16 protein-coding genes are annotated in these 16,881 nt (G+C 72.6%); 7 read left to right on the top strand and 9 right to left on the bottom strand.

The genetic code is table 11. The features are described from left to right. Position 1: 1 nt before the first annotated feature. The gene (locus tag ABZT03_RS08240; RefSeq protein ID WP_356035199.1) at positions 2-625 is read left to right on the top strand and encodes a TetR/AcrR family transcriptional regulator; all 624 of its coding nucleotides are present in this window, start codon (positions 2-4) and stop codon (positions 623-625) included. Between the two features lie 657 nt (positions 626-1,282). Here the strand turns inward: ABZT03_RS08240 and ABZT03_RS08235 are convergent. The 4 genes from ABZT03_RS08235 to ABZT03_RS08220 all read right to left on the bottom strand — a co-directional run bounded on the left by ABZT03_RS08235 (position 1,283) and on the right by ABZT03_RS08220 (position 4,542). Continuing rightward, a complete protein-coding gene (locus ABZT03_RS08235) occupies positions 1,283-2,182 on the bottom strand; it encodes an SDR family oxidoreductase (protein WP_356035197.1) in 900 nt (299 codons plus the stop codon). Positions 2,183-2,341: 159 nt separating this feature from the next. After that, positions 2,342-3,010 carry an NAD(P)H-binding protein gene (locus ABZT03_RS08230; protein ID WP_356035194.1) on the bottom strand — a complete coding sequence of 223 codons (669 nt, stop codon included), beginning with the start codon at positions 3,008-3,010 and terminating at the stop codon, positions 2,342-2,344. Between the two features lie 38 nt (positions 3,011-3,048). After that, the gene (locus tag ABZT03_RS08225; protein WP_356035191.1) at positions 3,049-3,723 is read right to left on the bottom strand and encodes a TetR family transcriptional regulator; all 675 of its coding nucleotides are present in this window, start codon (positions 3,721-3,723) and stop codon (positions 3,049-3,051) included. Positions 3,724-3,795: 72 nt separating this feature from the next. After that, on the bottom strand, positions 3,796-4,542 hold the full coding sequence (locus ABZT03_RS08220; RefSeq protein WP_356035188.1) for a TetR/AcrR family transcriptional regulator: 747 nt from the start codon (positions 4,540-4,542) through the stop codon (positions 3,796-3,798). Positions 4,543-4,635: 93 nt separating this feature from the next. On the opposite strand from ABZT03_RS08220, the gene ABZT03_RS08215 reads away from it, so the two are divergent. Beyond that, complete coding sequence (locus tag ABZT03_RS08215) at positions 4,636-6,081, top strand: DHA2 family efflux MFS transporter permease subunit (protein WP_356035185.1); 1,446 nt, start codon at positions 4,636-4,638, stop codon at positions 6,079-6,081. Between the two features lie 97 nt (positions 6,082-6,178). Here the strand turns inward: ABZT03_RS08215 and ABZT03_RS08210 are convergent, their stop codons facing one another. After that, entirely contained in the window at positions 6,179-7,213 is a 1,035-nt protein-coding gene (locus ABZT03_RS08210) for a MerR family transcriptional regulator (RefSeq protein ID WP_356035183.1), read from the bottom strand. A 202-nt stretch (positions 7,214-7,415) separates the two neighbouring features. Here ABZT03_RS08210 and ABZT03_RS08205 point away from each other — a divergent pair, with 202 nt between their 5' ends. From ABZT03_RS08205 to ABZT03_RS08195, 3 genes are all read left to right on the top strand, one after another. After that, positions 7,416-7,778 carry a lipocalin family protein gene (locus tag ABZT03_RS08205; RefSeq protein ID WP_356035181.1) on the top strand — a complete coding sequence of 121 codons (363 nt, stop codon included), beginning with the start codon at positions 7,416-7,418 and terminating at the stop codon, positions 7,776-7,778. A 40-nt stretch (positions 7,779-7,818) separates the two neighbouring features. Further along, positions 7,819-8,400 carry a DUF4383 domain-containing protein gene (locus tag ABZT03_RS08200; RefSeq protein WP_356035179.1) on the top strand — a complete coding sequence of 194 codons (582 nt, stop codon included), beginning with the start codon at positions 7,819-7,821 and terminating at the stop codon, positions 8,398-8,400. 247 nt (positions 8,401-8,647) lie between these two features. Beyond that, complete coding sequence (locus tag ABZT03_RS08195) at positions 8,648-9,433, top strand: DUF2071 domain-containing protein (protein ID WP_356035177.1); 786 nt, start codon at positions 8,648-8,650, stop codon at positions 9,431-9,433. 98 nt (positions 9,434-9,531) lie between these two features. On the opposite strand, the gene ABZT03_RS08190 is transcribed toward ABZT03_RS08195, so the two are convergent. Further along, positions 9,532-10,857 carry a glycosyltransferase gene (locus ABZT03_RS08190; protein ID WP_356035175.1) on the bottom strand — a complete coding sequence of 442 codons (1,326 nt, stop codon included), beginning with the start codon at positions 10,855-10,857 and terminating at the stop codon, positions 9,532-9,534. A 212-nt stretch (positions 10,858-11,069) separates the two neighbouring features. Here ABZT03_RS08190 and ABZT03_RS08185 point away from each other — a divergent pair, with 212 nt between their 5' ends. Then, the gene (locus ABZT03_RS08185; protein ID WP_356035173.1) at positions 11,070-13,166 is read left to right on the top strand and encodes a glycosyltransferase; all 2,097 of its coding nucleotides are present in this window, start codon (positions 11,070-11,072) and stop codon (positions 13,164-13,166) included. Between the two features lie 322 nt (positions 13,167-13,488). Next, positions 13,489-14,115, top strand: a complete 627-nt coding sequence (locus ABZT03_RS08180; protein WP_356035171.1) for a sigma-70 family RNA polymerase sigma factor — start codon at positions 13,489-13,491, stop codon at positions 14,113-14,115. Between the two features lie 193 nt (positions 14,116-14,308). Here ABZT03_RS08180 and ABZT03_RS08175 read toward each other — a convergent pair whose 3' ends face one another. From ABZT03_RS08175 to ABZT03_RS08165, 3 genes are all read right to left on the bottom strand, one after another. Then, positions 14,309-14,704, bottom strand: coding sequence for a hypothetical protein (locus ABZT03_RS08175; protein WP_356035169.1), 396 nt, complete (start codon positions 14,702-14,704; stop codon positions 14,309-14,311). A 241-nt stretch (positions 14,705-14,945) separates the two neighbouring features. Further along, complete coding sequence (locus ABZT03_RS08170; protein WP_356035167.1) at positions 14,946-15,116, bottom strand: hypothetical protein; 171 nt, start codon at positions 15,114-15,116, stop codon at positions 14,946-14,948. 41 nt (positions 15,117-15,157) lie between these two features. Continuing rightward, positions 15,158-16,249, bottom strand: coding sequence for a glutamate--cysteine ligase (locus tag ABZT03_RS08165; protein WP_356035165.1), 1,092 nt, complete (start codon positions 16,247-16,249; stop codon positions 15,158-15,160). Between the last annotated feature and the right edge of the window lie 632 nt (positions 16,250-16,881).

Below are 16,881 nucleotides of genomic sequence, written 5' to 3'. Positions count from 1 at the left end.
CATGGGGCGTGGTCACATGCCGATCGGGCGCCGCGAGCGGGCCAAACAGGCCAAGCGCGAGCGCATCATGACCGCGGCCCGCGAACTGTTCGCCGAACACGGCGTCAGCGGGGTCACGACGCAGCAGATCGCCCACCGGGCCGATGTCGCGATCGGCACCCTCTACCGGTACGCGTCCACGAAGGCCGAGCTGCTGATCATGGTGCAGAACGAGAAGTTCGCCACCGCCATCGACGACGGCCTCGCCGCCGCGAACGCCATGGTCGGACAGGGCGCACTGGAGCCGGTAGCCGCTCTCATCCGTCCCGTCGTGGAGTGCCTGAGGGAGCACAACGAGAACGGCCGCACATACCTGCACGAACTCGTCTTCGGCGACCCGGCCGAGCCCTACCGGCAAGCGGGCCTGGCCCTTGCCGGCTGTCTCGAGGACGGCATCACCGGCCTACTCACCCGCGACGAGCACATCGACGCCGCCGACGCGGCAACGCTGGCGCGGGTGATCACCGCGATCATCCACATCAGCACCACCGCCACCGTGTACCTGCACCACAGCGACGAAGCCGTCCTCGCCGACATCCGCGACCAGATCCAGGCCACCCTGGCGCCCCACCACCGCGCGGCATGACTACTCGCTCCACGAGCCAATAATCGAACACTCCGGAAAGGGGGCACGTCATGAGCGCGCACTACGACGTCGTCGTCCTCGGCGCCGGCTCGAGCGGGTACGTCGCCGCGATCCGCGCCGCGCAACTCGGCAAGAACATCCAGCCCGGTCGCCGCCGGAGCGGGACCAGATCAGGACACGCTTGCCGGACCACCGGCCCACGAGTGCCCGGTAGCCATCCCACTTCGGCTCTGCCGCATGATCCAGTGCGAGTGCGGGATCGGCGGTGGCCTCGGCAAGCACCGGATCCGGCAGAGACCAGGTCGAAGACATGGTTGACGTCTTCCACCATGCGTCGGGCGTGCGGGTCGGTGTCGCCCGGTCAGCGGATCCGGGGCAGGGTCTTGTCCGGGTGCGCGGCGTGTACGTACTTCACGGCGATGCTGGGGTGGATGCCGAAGAGGCGGACGCGGTGGACCGGGTCGGCGGTCTCCCGGGCCTCGTCCAGGATGCGGTCCGCCCATACCTGCCGTGGCAGCAGCCCGATCTGGTCGAACGCGGCGTGACCCAGGCGGTCGCAGCCCGGGCCGCGCGGGCCTCGGCGGCCGTCTCGCGCGGAGGACCCGGCCGCCCTCGCGACTCATCGCCACGTTCCGCGCGCGAGGCGGGTCGGGCCGCCTACCGGTGCGGTTTGTTCAGTACGCGGTCGGCCTTGCCCAGGTCGACCCGCATGGGGGTGCCGCCCTCGCGGGACAGGAGTCGGCCGAGGCGGCCGGGGCCGTTGAGGATCGCCTTCTTCACCGTGGCGAAGTAGCGCTCCTGGCCCAGCAGGCGTTTGGTGACCGGGATGGAGGTGGCGTCGGGGCCGGCGTAATAGCGCACCTTGTCGTCGTTCCCGTCGTGCACCGCCTCCCACACCGCATCCGCGACGGTGGAGGCGGGGGAGCCGGTCAGTGCCGTCTGGGCGTCGAGGAAGCGCCTGAACAGCGGGTGGTACTCGCCGGGGAAGTCGTCGGCCAGATCGATCTTGGTGAAGATGTCGGTGGCGTGCGTGCCCGGAAGGATCGCCTTCGCGACGATGCCCAGCGGGGCGAGTTCCACGTTGAGGGCCTCGGTCAGGCTCAGTACGGCCGCCTTGGACGATCCGTACACCGAGGTGTAGGGGTAGCCGTTGTGGGCGCTGATCGAGGACAGGTTGACGATCGTGCCGGAGCGGCGAGCCCGCATGGCCGGCAGAAAACTCTGGGTGAGCGCGATCAGACCGAAGACGTTCGTCTCGTACTGGGCCCGGATCTGCTCCATGGGGGAGGTCTCCAGCGGGCCCATCTGGTAGTAGCCGGCGTTGTTGACCAGCACGTCGACGGGGCCGAACTGGTCGGCCGCCAGAGTGCCGAACGCGGCCACGGCCGGCAGGTCGGTCACGTCCAGGGCGAGCACCCGCACGTTGGCGCGGTCCGGGAACGGGTTCCTGTCGTCCCGGGTCGTGGCCACCACGTTCCAGCCCCGGTCGGCGAACTTCTCCACGGTCGCGAACCCCAGGCCGCTCGCTGTTCCCGTGATCACCTTCGTCTTGGCCATGATCTGCTCCTCCGGTCGGGGACCGGCTTACAAGACCATCGGTCTGGTGTGGTTCCACTTTACGGACCGGCGGTCTCATATGCAACAGACCGGTGGGCTCTAATTGACGCGTGCCGCTACCGGGCCGAGCGGGCCGGCCTCATGGCGGCTGTTTCGGCCTCAGCCGGCGCCGAGGCGGTTGATGTCCCGGTTGTGCAGGACCGACGGGCCGCGGCCGTCGAGGCGGGTGACGGCGACCATCGCGCGGCCCACGGCGTCGGTCGTGGTGACATGGCCGGGGATGAGGCGGCGCAGCAGGGGGTAGAGAGGTGCCGTCACCCGGTAGAGGGCGCGGTACAGGCGTGTCTTGGAGACGGCACCGTTGACGGGCTGGATGTAGCCGGGCCGGAACATGTACGCGGTGAACGGCATCGCCAACAGCTCGTTCTCTGTACGGCCCTTGACCCGCGCCCACATGGAACGGCCCTTCTCTGTACTGTCGGTGCCCTCGCCGGACACGTAGACGAAGATCAGGGAAGGGCCGGCCGCGGCTACCGCCCGGGCGGCGGCGAGGGTGTAGTCGTGGGTGATCCGGGTGTACTCCTCCTCGTCGCGACCGACGGCGGAGACGCCCAGGCAGAAGAAGCAGGCGTCCACATCCTTCAACTCGCCCTGGATGTCGGCGTAGTCGGTGAAGTCGCTGTGGACGATCTCCCTCACCTTGGGGTGTGCCAGGTTCAGGGGTGTGCGGACGATGACAAGGACCTCGGTGACGTCGTCGTCCGACAGGCAGGCGCGCAGCGCACCGTGCCCCACCATGCCGGACGCGCCGAAGATGACCACACGCATGACTGCTCCTGGGGAGAGAAGGGGGGAAGGGGGTGCGTTCAGGAGGAACGTCGGGCGAGGGTGCCGGCGGTCAGCGTCAGAAGGGTGTCCTTCAGCGCCGACGGGAAGTCGACCCGCAGTGCCGCGAGGGAGGGGTCGGAGTCGTAGGCGGCGAGCATGGCCGCGGACGGCCGGGCGTGCGTCCACACCGCGCCCGCGACCAGGATCGCCTGCGAGCACAACCGGACGGCGTCCTCGCCGAGTTCGGGCAGATGAACGCGCACGGAAGCGGCCAGGTCGGAGACGTTGGCGAGGGCGCCCCGCTTGTATCGGGCCGCGACCTCGGGTGAGACGTTGTGCTCCAGTACCCCTGCCTGCGCGCTGAGCAGGTCGCACAGCACCCGGCGCTCCTCCAGTGAACGGGTGAGGATGTCGGCGAACATCTCGGCACGCCGGGCGAAGGGCAGGCCCGGTTCGAGCTCGTCCGACAGCCGTCGGGTGAGCTCCGCCGTCCACTCCTTCCAGGCGCGGTCCAGCAACTCCAGCAGGATCGCCTCGCGGGACTCGAAGTAGCGCAGCACGTTGGACTTGGCCAGGCCCACGCGCCGGCTCAACTCGTTGAGGCTGACCGCGCCGACCGCCGTCTCGTCGAGCATCGCGGCCGTCGTGTCGAGGATCGCCCGCCGCCGGACCTCACGCTGCTCCTCGCTGCGGGCGCGCTGGAAAGTCGTCATGCGCGCATATTACAGACTTCCGGTCTTTTGATGCCCGCCCACGGTCCTGCGGCAGGTGAGGAGTCCCCCTCGTCACGGTTCTCGACGGGCACCCGGGAGTCCGTCGACCATCAGGCCGAGGGTGAAGTCGAAGCGGTCGTGGACGGTTCCGGCGGTGAGCTCGGCGGCGTAGCGCTTGGTGTGCGGGAAGGTGTCGGGCAGCGCGGCGAACCGGCGCAGGAGTTCCTCACGGCTGACGACCCAGTCGTCGTCGCTGCTGTTCAGTCGCCGGTTGGCCAGGGAGACTTCGAGACTGTAGGCGTTGACGTAGAGCGTCAGGGAGTCGATCGCGTAGGCGGCCGTCTGCGGGTCGATGCCCCCGGCCAGCAGGATGGCGAGCATTCCCTCGCCGACGCGCAGCGTGTCCCGGTTGGAGGGGGCGGCGGCGAAGGCGGCCCGCGAGATGCCGGGGTACCGCAGGTACTGGTCGCGCAGCCCGGTGCAGACGTCGATGATCTGCTGCCGCCAGCCGGCGGGATCCGGCTCGGGCAGCTCGACCTGGGCGCACAGGCGGCCGATGAGCAGCTCGTCCAGGTCCTCCTTGTTGACCAGGTGGGCGTACAGCGAGGACGGTCCCGTCTCCAGTGCGGTGGCCACGCGCCGCATGGTGAGGGCTTCGTACCCCTCTCGTTCCACGATGCCGAACGCGGTGCTGACGATGGCGTCGACGGTGATCGGCTTCTTGCGGCCGCCGGACGGTCCGCGCCGCGCCGCGGGTGCGGGCGAGCCGGTGTCGAGCTGGTGGCGCGCCGCGCGCCGCTGCTCCGGAGTCGGTGACATGGGTCCAGTCTAGCAATCGGCGAACGGTGTTCTACGTCACTAAGAACAGTGTTCGTATTGTTCAGAGCGCCGTTCAGTTGTAGAACAGTGTTCGTGTCCATCACCCAGCGCTCCCTTCAGGCGCCCACCACTCCCGTACTCCCGCTGCGCACCGCATGGCTCGTCCTGGCCGTCGTGGTCCTGGCCGACCTCATGGATCTGATCGACTCCAGCATCGCCAACCTCGCCGGCCCGTCCATCCACGCCGACCTGGGCGGCGGCCAGGTGACCGTCCAGTGGGTGCTGAGCGCCTACACCGCCGCCTTCGCGCTCGGCCTCGTCGCATCGGGACGCCTCGGGGACCTGCTCGGCCGCCGACGGCTGTTCCTGCTCGGCATGACCGGCTTCACCCTGGCCTCGCTGGCCTGCGGTCTCGCTCCCGACGCGGTCTTCCTGATCGTCGCCCGCACCCTGCAGGGCCTGTGCGGATCGGTCATGATCCCGCAGGGGCTCGCCCTGGTGAAGGTCGTGTTCCCGCCCCAGCACCTGCGCAAGGCGCTGACCCCCGTCGGCCCGCTGATGGGCCTGACCATGGTGGCCGGTCCCATCCTGGCCGGCTGGCTGCTCCACCTGAACCTGTTCGGCAGCGAGTGGCGCTCCATCTTCCTGATCAACGTCCCCTTCGGCGTCGTCGCCACCGCACTCGGCCTGCGGGTCCTGCCCCGCCACGGCGGGGAGGACCCGGCGGCCCGTCTCGACCTCACCGGCATCGGCCTGCTCACCGCGGCCTCCGCCCTGCTCGTCATCCCGCTCATCCAGGGACGCGACCTCGGCTGGCCCGTCTGGACGTACGTCATGATGGCCGCCTCGGTCGTCCTCTTCGCCCTGTTCGTCGTCTCCCAGCGGCACAGCGAACACCCGGTCATCACACCGTCGTTGTTCCGCAAGCGCAGCTTCGTCGTCGGCCTGGTGATCGTCGCCGGGTTCTACGCCTCACTGAGCGCGTTCGTCCTCGTCGTCAACCTGCTGCTGCAGCAGGGCATGCACTGGTCGCCGCTGCACACCGGTCTCGCGCTGATCCCCTGGGCCCTCGGCACCGCCGTCGCCGTCCTGCTCGCGGGTGCCGTGCTCGCCGAGAAGCTGGGCCGCGCCACCCTGCACCTCGGACTGTCCGTCGCCGTCGCCGGCCTGCTCGCCCTGTGGTGGTCCATCGCCCACTGGGGCGACGACCTCACCATCGGCAAACTGGCGCCCGCGCTGCTGCTCACCGGCTTCGGCTCCGGGCTGGTGTTCGTGCCCCTGGTCGACTTCATCATCGGTGACGCCACCCCCGAGGAGGTCGGCACCGGTGCGGGCCTGCTCAACGCCGTCCAGCAGTTCGCCGGCGCCATCGGTGTCGCCGCCCTCGGGACGGTGTTCTTCGCCCGGGTCGGACACCCGTCCGCCCACTCCTACCTCGCCGCGGCGGAACTGGTCTTCGGCATCGCCGCGGCCCTGAACCTCCTGACCCTGTTGCTGGTGGGGCTGCTGCCCAAGCACGCCCAACAGGCACATGGGTGAGCCGTACGGTCGCTACAACACGCGTTCCCGCGCGACGGGTTGCGCGACAGGCCGACGGGCGGGCACGCGGTCGAGTCGCCCGCCCGGGGGCGCCGCCTCACGGTGTGGAGCGTGCCGTCGGCTCAGGCGAGGTGAGCATCCGGACCGCGTCGCGCAGGCCGGACGGACGCAGCAGCCCCGACTCCGAGCGCCGGCCCCAGCCGGGGCCGCACAGAAGGACCAGGCTCTGCGTCCGGGCGCCCCGCACTCCCCACCGTGTCGCGGCGATGTGCCGGGCCAGCGGAACACTGGCGGTGGACCGCGACTGCGACCACAGCACCACACCGGCCGGCCCGACACGCTGTACGGCGGCGAGCACCGCCTCGGCCGGGACCGCACCCCCCAACATCAGCACGGGCAGGCCCAGTTGTGCCAGCGCGGCGCTGAGCGCCTCGATCGGCAGCGTGTGCTGCTCGCCCGGCAGACACGCCAGCAGGACGGGCGAGCTGTCCGGGTGCCGCTCCCGGGCCGCCGAGGTGACGTACACCTGCCGGAGCGTCGCGGAGATGTGCCAGGACAGCAGGTGCTCGACCTCCACGTACCGGTCGTCCGAGAACTCCCACTTGCGGCCGACCGCCCGCAGGGTGGGAACCATGACCTCCTCCCAGGCCGCGATCAGCCCGTAGGCGTGGACCACGGCCGTGAGCTGCTGCTGGACCGCCTGGGCGTCCAGCCGGACCGCCGCTCGCGCGAGCCCCCGGCACTCCTGGTAGACGTCCCCGAGCGGCAGTCCGCTTCCGGAACGCGACGCCTGGTGCGCCGACGGCCGAGACGTCCGGCCCGGCGCGGGAGGAGCCGGGGGAGGCGCCGGTGCCAGTACCGGTGTGCCGGGGCGGGTGCCCCCCTTCGCGGCACGGGCGGCCTCGGCGGGAGGTACACCGGCGGCGGTGAGCCGGCACATCTCCTGCAGCATGGCGACGTCGTCCGGCGACCAGCGCCGGTGCCGGCCGTCCGCCCGCACCCTGGGCCCGAGCCCGTATCGGCGGTCCCAGGAGCGCAGCGTCGTGGGGGACACCCCGAGCTTGCGCGCCAGGAAGCCCGTCGTCACTCCCGCCTCGGCCGGGCCCCGCGGCTCGGGGGCGCTCAGTTCCATGGGGTCGGTACGGCGGCCGGAGTGCGAGACGTCCCCTGACGCGGAGGACGCGGATGACGCGGGGCGAGACGGCCGTACACCGGCACGCGGCAGGTCAGCACAGGCACTCGCCTCGATCGGGAAGCCGGGCGGGGACCGGACGGTCGCCGTCGACACTCTTTCGTGAGGGGGCGGCCGAACGGATGCAGGTGCGGACGCCGACGTGTCCTTCCTGCGCGGCGCCGACGGTCACCGGCACACCGACCGCGCGAACTACCTCGTCGTGGGGCTCGACGAGGAGTACGGGTGGGCGGTCGTCACCGACAGCCGCCGGTCCTCGGGCTTCGTACCGTCCCGCACGCCGACCCTGAGCGGGCCGCAGCGCGAAGGTGCCCTGCGGGCCATTCCGCTGACCCCGCGCGCCGACCCGCTCGTTGGGGCTGGGCGCCCGCTGATGCGGGTCAGGGTCGGCCGGGCCGACCCGCTCCCCGATACCGCTCCGCTCCACCCACGCCTTCGAAGTCACCCGTCCGGAGCGCAACCCTCCGCGCGGTGGGAGGCGAAGAGAGGGCAGGGCGGTCGGTAGGCGGCGCGGCCCGGGGGGGCGAGCTCAGGAAAGGAACGCCATGCACCTCAGTGACGAGCTTCCCGTCGATCACGAACTGGCCAGGGTGTACCGCTACGGCGCCGCGCTGTGCGGGCTGATCCTGCTGGTCTTCGGCAGCCTCGGATTCGCCGACCGGCTGAGTCCGTTCAACACCGGCGGGCAGCACCTCGCGGGCATGTCGACCAACGGCGTGCTGAGTCTCATCTCCGTGGTCGTCGGGCTCGCCCTCATCGGCGGGGCGATCGTGGGCGGCAACTTCGCCTCGACGCTCAACATGGCCGTCGGCGCGCTGTTCCTGCTGAGCGGTTTCGCCCACATCTTCATCCTGGACCGGCCCGCCAACGTCCTCGACTTCGGCATGACCAACGTGATGTTCAGCTTCGTGATGGGGCTGCTCATCCTCACCTTCGGCATGTACGGGCGGGTCTCCAGCAAGCTGTCCCACGACAACCCGTACTGGCGCCGCCGGCACGCCCGCGAGGCGGCCCGCGAGTCCCTCGCCCGCCGTCGGACGCAGGCGCCCGCCCCGCTTCCCGCGGCTACCGGCCGTACAGCCCTCGGCTCCACGCCCGCGACCGCGCGCACACTCCCGCAGGAGTGAGCGGCAGAGGCCGGGTCCCTCGTCCGCCGCCGCGGAACGAGGGACCCGGAGGGGCCGCTCGGGCCCCCGTCCCGGTGCAGGGGGACGGCGAGCTCAGCCCACCCTCGATACCGCGCGGCGCGGGACATCGGATGCGGTCCTGACCACCCGGTCGTCCGCCGCCCCCACCCGCGACTGCATCCGGCAAGGGACCAGCGGCGGAATCAGGGCGTGCGGATGAACGTGGAGCCGCGCGAGGAGGCAGGGCATGGGCCGTCACAGCTCAGGGGCGCCGCGCCGCCCGGAGGACGTCACCGCGCGGCCGCCCCGAGCCCTGCGTCATGTCCTGTTCCGGCAGCAGTGGCGGGACCTGGTGTTCCTGCACTGGCCGGCCGACCCGTTCGAGGTCGCTCGGCTGCTTCCGCCCGGTACGGTCCCCGACCTGCACAACGGCCGCACCTACGTCGGTCTGGTGTTCTTCCGCATGGAGGACCTCGGCTTCGGCAACGCGCCGCCGCTGCCGTACCTGGGCAGTTTCGGTGAGGTCAACGTCCGCCTCTACAGCCGGGACGCGCTGGGCCGGCGCGGGGTGGTGTTCCGGTCGCTGGACTGTGACCGGCTGCTGCCCGTGCTGGCCGCCGAAGCGGTCTTCCGGCTGCCCTACCGGTGGTCGCGCATCCGCGGCCGGTGGTCCGACGACCGGCTGCTGTACAGCACCCGTCGGCGCGGCGCCTCGGGGCCCGCCGCGCGCGTGTGGCTCGACGTGCACGACGCGCCGCTCTCGCCGAGTCCGCTGGAGGAGTTCCTCACGTACCGCTGGGGTCTGCACGGGCGGGCCCTCGGCCGGTCCTACTACCTGCCCAACACGCATCCGACCTGGCAGTTCCGCGACTGCACGCTGCTGGATCTGGACGACTCCCTCATCGCCTCGGCCGGACTGAGCGAGCCGGTGGGGGAACCGGTGAGCGTGCTGTACGCCCCCGGCCTGCCCGTCCGCTTCGGCACGCCCACGCTGCTTCCGCCGCCCGGGACCGGCCCCCGCCCCCCTCGCTGACCTGGCGCGACGGTACGGACCGAGTCACGCGGTCGACGGCCCACGCGTACGCGGTACGCCTGTGCCTCCTCCGTGCGCCGGAGTGCGCCCGCGTCCCGTCAGCGCGCCTGACCCATCGCGGCGATCAGCCGCTCCGCCCCCCACCGCGGACCCCGTCCACGCACCTGCCGGGTCAGTGTGGTCATGCCGGGGCGGGCGGCGGTCACGGCATCGAGGGCGGCCGGAACGTCGGCCGGGGTCAGCGCGTTGGGGTCGAGGACGACGCCCACGCCCGCGCGTTCGGCGTCCCGCGCCACGGCGAACTGGTCGCTGGAGAACGGCAGGAGCAGGGCCGGGACACCCGCGCGCAGGCACTCGGTGAACGAGTTGTTGCCGCCGTGGTGCACCATCGCGTCGACGTGCTCCAGCAGCGCCTGCTGCGGCACCGAGGGCACCACCACCGCCCGGTCGCCCGCCAGGTCGGCCAGCCGCCCGGCGCGCTCGCCCGCCGCGACGACGACGGACGTGTCTCGGGTGCCGTCCAGGACACCCGTGACGACCGTGCGCAGTACGTCGTCACGGGCGGACAGGAACGTGCCGAGGGCGACCAGCACGACCCGGTCGGCGCGGGTGCGCAACCGGTTCAGCCGGCCATGCCACGTCTGGTCCAGCGCGGGCGGCGGCGCGACGGTGTGCCCCGCGAAGAGCGTCTGGGGTCCGGCCGGGGGCTTCGGCAGCCAGGGCAGTTCCGGATACGAGTACAGGACGGCGTGCGGCGAGGTGAGGGCGAAGGCCCGGCCCGGCGGGGGAGAGGCGGGCGAGTTCCGGCGGGCGAACTCGTCGAACAGTCGCGTGAACGCCTCATCGTTCTCCCGTACGGCCGCGAGGAGTTGGGCCTCCTCCCCGGCGTCGGGGCGCAGGGCGCGCGGCCAGTCGTAGGGCATGCCGAAGTAGGCGTCGGGACCCGACAGGACGTATCCGGGGTGCCCCGGACAGAACGTCGCGTAGAGCGCGCCCAGGCAGTGCAGTGCGAGCGTCACCGGGTAGCTGAGCTGGTCCACGACGTACCAGTCCGGGCGCAGCCGCGCGTGCAGGGCCCGTAGGTCCTCGAAGACCCCTTCCGGATCCGCGAGCATGTCCGCGCGGCGGTGGCGGGCCTGGGTGAGCAGGGCTGCTATGGCGCCCTCACGGGTCGCGTCGAGGAACTCGCCGAGCCGGGCGGCCTCTTCGGCGTCCTGCCGGGTCGCCTCGGCCACACCGGTGTTGGCGTTGCGGGTCACGGCCAGCGGCTCGAAGGAGACATCGGCTTCGCGCGCCAGGTCCGCGAAGGCGGGCGCACACGCGAAGTGCACGTCCGCACCGGCCTCCCGCAGGGCCGCCGCGAGAACGGACAGCGGGCGGGCGTGGGACATGAACGGCGGGCTGACGATCACGACGCGCGGCATGGGTTCCCTTCACCGGGCCGCCGTGCGCTGACGTGTCCGCCGGCGGCCCAGGCGCATCGTAGCCCTGGTCACAGGCGTTCTCGGCATGCCGTTCGCCACCTGCGTGAAGTGCATCCGCGCGGCGGGTGGAGACGGAACCACCTACTGCCGCGACCGGGCGAACGCCTTCCGCCGCGGCATCAGGCCACCCCTTCCTGCCGACAGGAGCAGACGTGCCTCCCGCCGCCTACGTCCATGCCGCGGCGCCCCACGGGGCGGGTGCGGCCACCACGTCCGGCCGTCTGGACCCCGACCCGCTCGTGGCGGCGCGCACCGGGTTCTTCGTCCGCCGCACCGGGTCCGCCGACGGTGCCGGCGCGAGCCGGAACGCCGCGCCCCGCGGGGAACTGACCCGCCTGCTCGACGCCGAGTACGGGCCGCGGCCGACAGCGGTGGCGACAGGCGGCCCCCTCGCCCGCGAGGACGCGGCCGTGGCGTCTCTGCGCCGGGCCTGCCGTCTCGCCGTACCTCTGACACCGGAAGCCCTGCTCGCGCACGCGGACGGCGGGCCGCGTCTGACGGCCGTGCTGGCGGAGATGTGGCCGGACACGGTCCGCCGGCACGGCCCGCTGAACGCCGAGGCGCTGCTCCGCACGCGGCTGCTGGCGGCACCGGGGGCGCCGGCGGCGGCATTCCTCCTCGACCTCGCGGTGTCCGCGGGCATTCAGCCGCTCACCGCCGTCGAGGCCGCCGACCTCGCCGCGGCCGCGGATCTGCGCGCCGTACGGCACAGTGCCTGGCGCTACCTGCACCTCGTCCCGGGTGGCCGCGTGCTCCTGCCCGGTGCCTCCACCGCCGCCGACGTGTACGAGCACCTGCTGCTGGCCCCGCCGCGCCCGGGGATCACCTGGGACCGGGACCGCCTCGGAGTCGTCGTCGCCCAGACCATGCTGCTGGGCGGCCTGGACACGCCCGGGCAAGGGCTCGGTGGCGGACTGTCCGTGCTGCTCGGCGGCCTGGGGGACCGGCTCGCGGAGACGGACGGCGTCGCCGGCGCGGTCACCGTCGTAGGAGCCGGGCACGCGGACCTCGTGCGGGACCCGCGGCCGGCGTACCAGCGGGCGCCCGGGCACTGGGTCCTGCGGCTCCCGGTCGACGCGCCCGAGCCACCCCAGCAGACCGAGATGCACGCCCACCGGCCGGCACTGACCTGGTGGGCTACACGTCTCCTCGGCGCCATGCCGCGGCCGCTCGACGTGGTGCACGTCCGCTACGCCGACGACGGCAGCCTGGCGCTCGCCGAGGCCGCCGCCCGCCTCGGCGCGCGCCTGGTGTTCACCGCCACGCCCGATCCCCACCGGCAGCTCGCCGACCGCCACTCCGCCTCGGACCCCGACGACCCGGACGCGGCCGAAGCGCTCCGTCACGACGTGCACCGCGTGTTCGTCGCGGACCGGCTCGTCGAACGCGCCGACACGGTGGTGGGCATCCCCGGACGCGGTGGCACGGAGGAACTCGTGCGGCACTTCCCCGGTCTGGCCCGCGTGAACGGCGGGTCCGGACCGGCCGCGCCGCCGGAGGGCATCGCCCCCTACCGGCCCGCCCCCGACGAGGAGGACCGGCGCGCCGAACTGCTGTCCGGCCTCTTCGGCGGCGGCGACCGCCCCGGCACACTCGACCCGGTGGACCGCGGCCTGCCGCTGCTGCTGTCGGTGGGGCGGCTGCACCCGGTGAAGCAGCAGGACCTCCTGGTCCGCGCCTGGCTCGCCACCGGCCTGCACGAGTCGACGACCCTGGTCCTGATCGGCGGCGGCCCGGGGGAGGGGTCGGCCCCCGAGGCCGAGATGCGACGCCGCATCGCCGCACTGCCGGCCGGCCACCCGCGGGCCCTGCGCCGGCTCGCCCTGGTGCCCGCCCTCCCCAACGAGCGGGTGAGGCGGCTGCAGCGGGCGCTGGCCGACCCGGTGCACGGGATCCGCGCCTGGTACGTGTGCCCGAGTGCCAAGGAGGAGTTCGGCATCGCCGTCCTCGAAGCGATGGAGGCCGGCCTGCCCGCGGCCGGTCCCCTGCGCGGCGGTGTCACCCACTACCTGCGGGACGGCGCCAACGGCATCCTCCTCGACACCTCCGGACCGGCCGGACTCGCCCACGGCCTGCGCAGACTGGCGGCGGTCCCCGAGAGCGACCGGCGGGCCTTCGCCCGGGCGGGCCGCGCCCTGGTCAGGGACCGCTACTCGGTGACGGGCATGGCGGACGCCCTGGCCCGCACGTACACCTCGCTCCCGGCCCGCCGTCCGACGACCCCGCAGCCGCACGGCACGGCGGTGTGACTGGCGCGGGCGGGGTGCCGCGCCGAGAGTGAGCGCGGACCTCCGTCGGCGGCGCTGGCCAAGCGCAGTCGGCGGCAGTGGCCAAGCGCCGGACGTTCTCAGGTTCGCCGGACGTCGTTCGACCAGATCGAACATGTCGATTCCCTATCCGATGCAGAGTCGATGCAAGTTGCCGCATCGATTCGTCGCCCCGCATGGTGAGAGCACCGCAGTCGCTCCGAGCGACCGGTAACCCGCAACCTGCGGGGGAGGAGCGGCCCGACGGTGGGCCGTCCGTCCCGGGAGACCGGGACGAACCCCGCCCGCACGAGGAGCAGTCACCATGACCGCACAGCAGTCCACCGGGCAGACCCTCGAGAACACTCCGCTGTGGGCTCCGGCCGAGGAGTCGCTCGCCGACGAGGAACTCGCCGCGGGCTTCGCCGGGGACGACCAGGCCTGTCTGGCCGCCGTCTACCACCGGTGGGGCCCGCTGGTGTACTCCCTGGCGCGACGCTCCCTCGGAGACGCCCGGGAGGCGGAGGACGTCACCCAGCTCGTGTTCCTGGCGGCGTGGCGCGGACGGGGCGGGTTCGCGCCGGAGCGCGGCGCCCTGTCCGCCTGGCTGGTCGGCATCACCCGCCGCAAGATCGCCGACGCCCTCTCCGCGCGAGCCCGCCGCGCCGAACTCGTGGCCGCCGCCGGTTCGAGGATGTCCGTCCGCGTACCGGAGCGCGACTCCCAGCCGGACGCCGTCCTGGACCGTGTGCTCGTCGGCGACGAGCTCGCGAAACTCCCCGCCCCGCAGCGCCGCGTCCTCAGCCTGGCCTTCTACGACGACCTGACCCAGACCCAGATCGCGGAACTGACCGGCTGGCCCCTGGGCACGGTCAAGAGCCACGCCCGGCGGGGCCTGCACCGGCTCAGCCGCTGCCTCCGCGAGGACGGCGTCGACCGTCACCAGGAGTAATTCGACGCGGAATCAATGCAGGGCTTCCCGCATCGACCCGCGGCTCGTCCGAAGGGAATCGCGGGGCCGTTGGGGCCCGACCTTGCGCGCTCATGCATCGGAAAGACCTGTCCGCGCCCGAAGTCGTGGTGAAAGCAGCGCACCCCTGAACCGGTGCCCGCCCGCCACGGCGCGCGCTCGGCATCGACGACGTTCACGGCGGCGCGCCCTGTACGACGCGGAGAGGCAGCGCATGACCGAATCCCTGGCGGCGGCTCACATCCCCGTCTCCGATCTCGCGCTCCACGCCCTCGACGGCCGCCGGACGCCCTGGCCGCCCGATGGCGCCGGACACCTCCGCGACTGCGGGCCGTGCCGTGACCGGCTGGCCGTGTACGCGCGCGTGGTCGAGACGGGTCGGCACACGTATCCCGGCGGGACGCTCGTCAGGCCGGGCCCGCACGTCTGGGACGCCATCCGGCGCGAAGTGCGTGCCGAACACGCGGCGCGTGCCGAACACGCAGCGCGTGCCGAACACGCGGCGCGTGCCGAACACGCAGCGCGTGCCGAACACGCAGCGCGCGCCGAACACGAGCGCCGCGTCGGACACGAGCGCACGGATGCGGGAAGCGCCGGCACCCCGCCCCGGTCATCCGTCCGTCCTCGTACCCGCGGAGGCGCGGACAAGGCAGCGCGTTCAGTGGGGTGGCCCGTCGGAAGGTTCCAGCCGCACGCGTTGATGCTCGACTTCGCGCGCCGCCTCAAACGACTGGTGGTGGCCGCCGCGATCCGGCTCGTAGGCCCGCGCCGCTGACCCCAACCGGCCGCTGCGGGCGACCACTTGGGCCGGCTCACGGCGCGCCGAACCCGGTGTCCCCCCCGCCCTGCGCGCCCACGGGCATCGGCGCGGTGAGGTGGTCGAGTACGTTGGTGACGCGCGGCATGCGATCGAGGAACTCGGGCCGGGTGTCCAGGTGCAGGCGGGCGTCGCGCGCCCTCCCGGAGTGCGGGGCAGCCCGCATGGCTTTCTTCCCGGGGCCGGCCACGGATGTTCCGGCTTCGGCTACGGGGTGCTCCGGCTGACGACGAGGTCGATGACCGCGCGCAGGCCGCCACTGGCGAGAGCGGTGCGCTGCTGGTCGGCGCCGGTGCCTTCCTTGAGGAGCCGGTGCACCAGGCCGGCGACCTCCCGGCTGTCACCTGACGCGTCGAGCGCGGGTGCGACGTACTGCAGGAGCTGGTACAGCACGTCGCCGGCGCGGCGGCGGTGGCCGCTCGGGTCGATCAGGGTGTCGCTCAGGCCGTGGCGGGCCGCATGCCACATGCCGGCCTGCAACAGTTCGGGCGCGCAGTCCGGCACGGGTACCCCCGCCGCCGCGTCCGTGAGGGCGGAGTCGACCAGGGCGCGGACGATGCCCGCGAACATGACCGCGTCGTCCACCCGCAGCTGTACGTCCAGACAGCGCACCTCGACGGTGGGGTAGCGGTCCGAGAGGCGTGCCTGCCAGTACAGCTGTCCGGTGTCCGCGATGAGGCCGCAGTCGAGCAGGTGCTGCACCCGCCGGTCGTAGTCATCGGCGTCCCGGAAGGCGGGCGGCATGCCGCCGACCGGCCAGCGGTTGAAGATCACCGTGCGCCAGCTGGCGAAGCCGGTGTCGTGCCCGTCCCACAGCGGGGAGTCGGCCGACATCGCGGTGAGGGTCGGCAGCCAGGCCCGCAGCCGGTTCAGGACCTGTACGCCCGCGTCACGGCTGGGGACCGCGACGTGCACGTGCATGCCGTTGACGAGTTGCTCCGCCACGAGTTGCGGGGCCTGCGCGAGCATGGCCCGGTAGCGGGCCTGATCGGTGACGGGCACCGGCGCCTGGTCCTGGCGGGGTGGTGTCGCGCAGGCCGCGATCCGGCAGCCGTGGGTCTCGGCGGCCGCCCCGACCGCGTGCCGCAGGCGCAGCAGATGACCGCCGACCTCCTGAAGGGTGCCGCACACCGGGGTGACCACTTCGACCTGCGCCTGCAGCAGCTCGGACTGCACCTCCTGGTCACCCGCAAGCTCCGCCACCCCCGCCGCGATGTGGATCTTCTCCGCCAACGGCACCGGAACGCCACTGACAGGGTCGATCAGCAGATATTCCTCTTCCACGCCGATCGTGGTCATCGACCGCCCTCTGTTCCGCTCGCTGCCGTGATCCGGCTCGCGAGACACCTCGACGACCCGCCGCGGCGATCACCCACGAAGACGCGCCGCCCCGGGCTGTCCGAGTTCCACGGACACGTCACCGCAAACCGTGACAGACCGGCGGGGTGGGGGTGCTGCGCGCGGCAAGCCACCGGGCGTCGGAGCCGGTGATCATCTCCAGCGGGGGCCTCGCCGGTGAAGGCCGGTCAAGTGAACCGTGAGGACAAGGTGCGGGGGCCCTCGTCCTGATCCAGCGGGACATCAGGGGCGAGGAGGACCTGCTGCTGCACGGTGAGGACGGCCTTGGCGACCGACGTCATGGGGTTGCCCCGAGCTTCACCACCGACTGGCTCGGAGAGATCCTGCGCCGACCGTCACGCCACGGCTGGTGCTGTGACCGCGTAGGTTCGCCGGGTTGGGTTGGGTCGAGCCGCCGCTTTCGAAGATCGCATCCGAAGCTCGTGTTCCGGGCGGATCCATGGCCGGCGTTCGTGGACGGAGCGGAGGCGATGGACAGTTGATGACATGACCGGCGCGGCTCCCCCGTCACGGCGTCGCGGGTCTGGGTTCCCCGGGTCCGCGCACCGCCGCCTCGTGGAGCTTCTCCATGT

Source organism: Streptomyces sp. NPDC005574, from assembly GCF_040605435.1.
Lineage (GTDB): Bacteria > Actinomycetota > Actinomycetes > Streptomycetales > Streptomycetaceae > Streptomyces.
The sequence above is the reverse complement of the archived record's forward strand: the minus strand, read 5'-3'. Positions and strand labels throughout refer to the sequence as shown.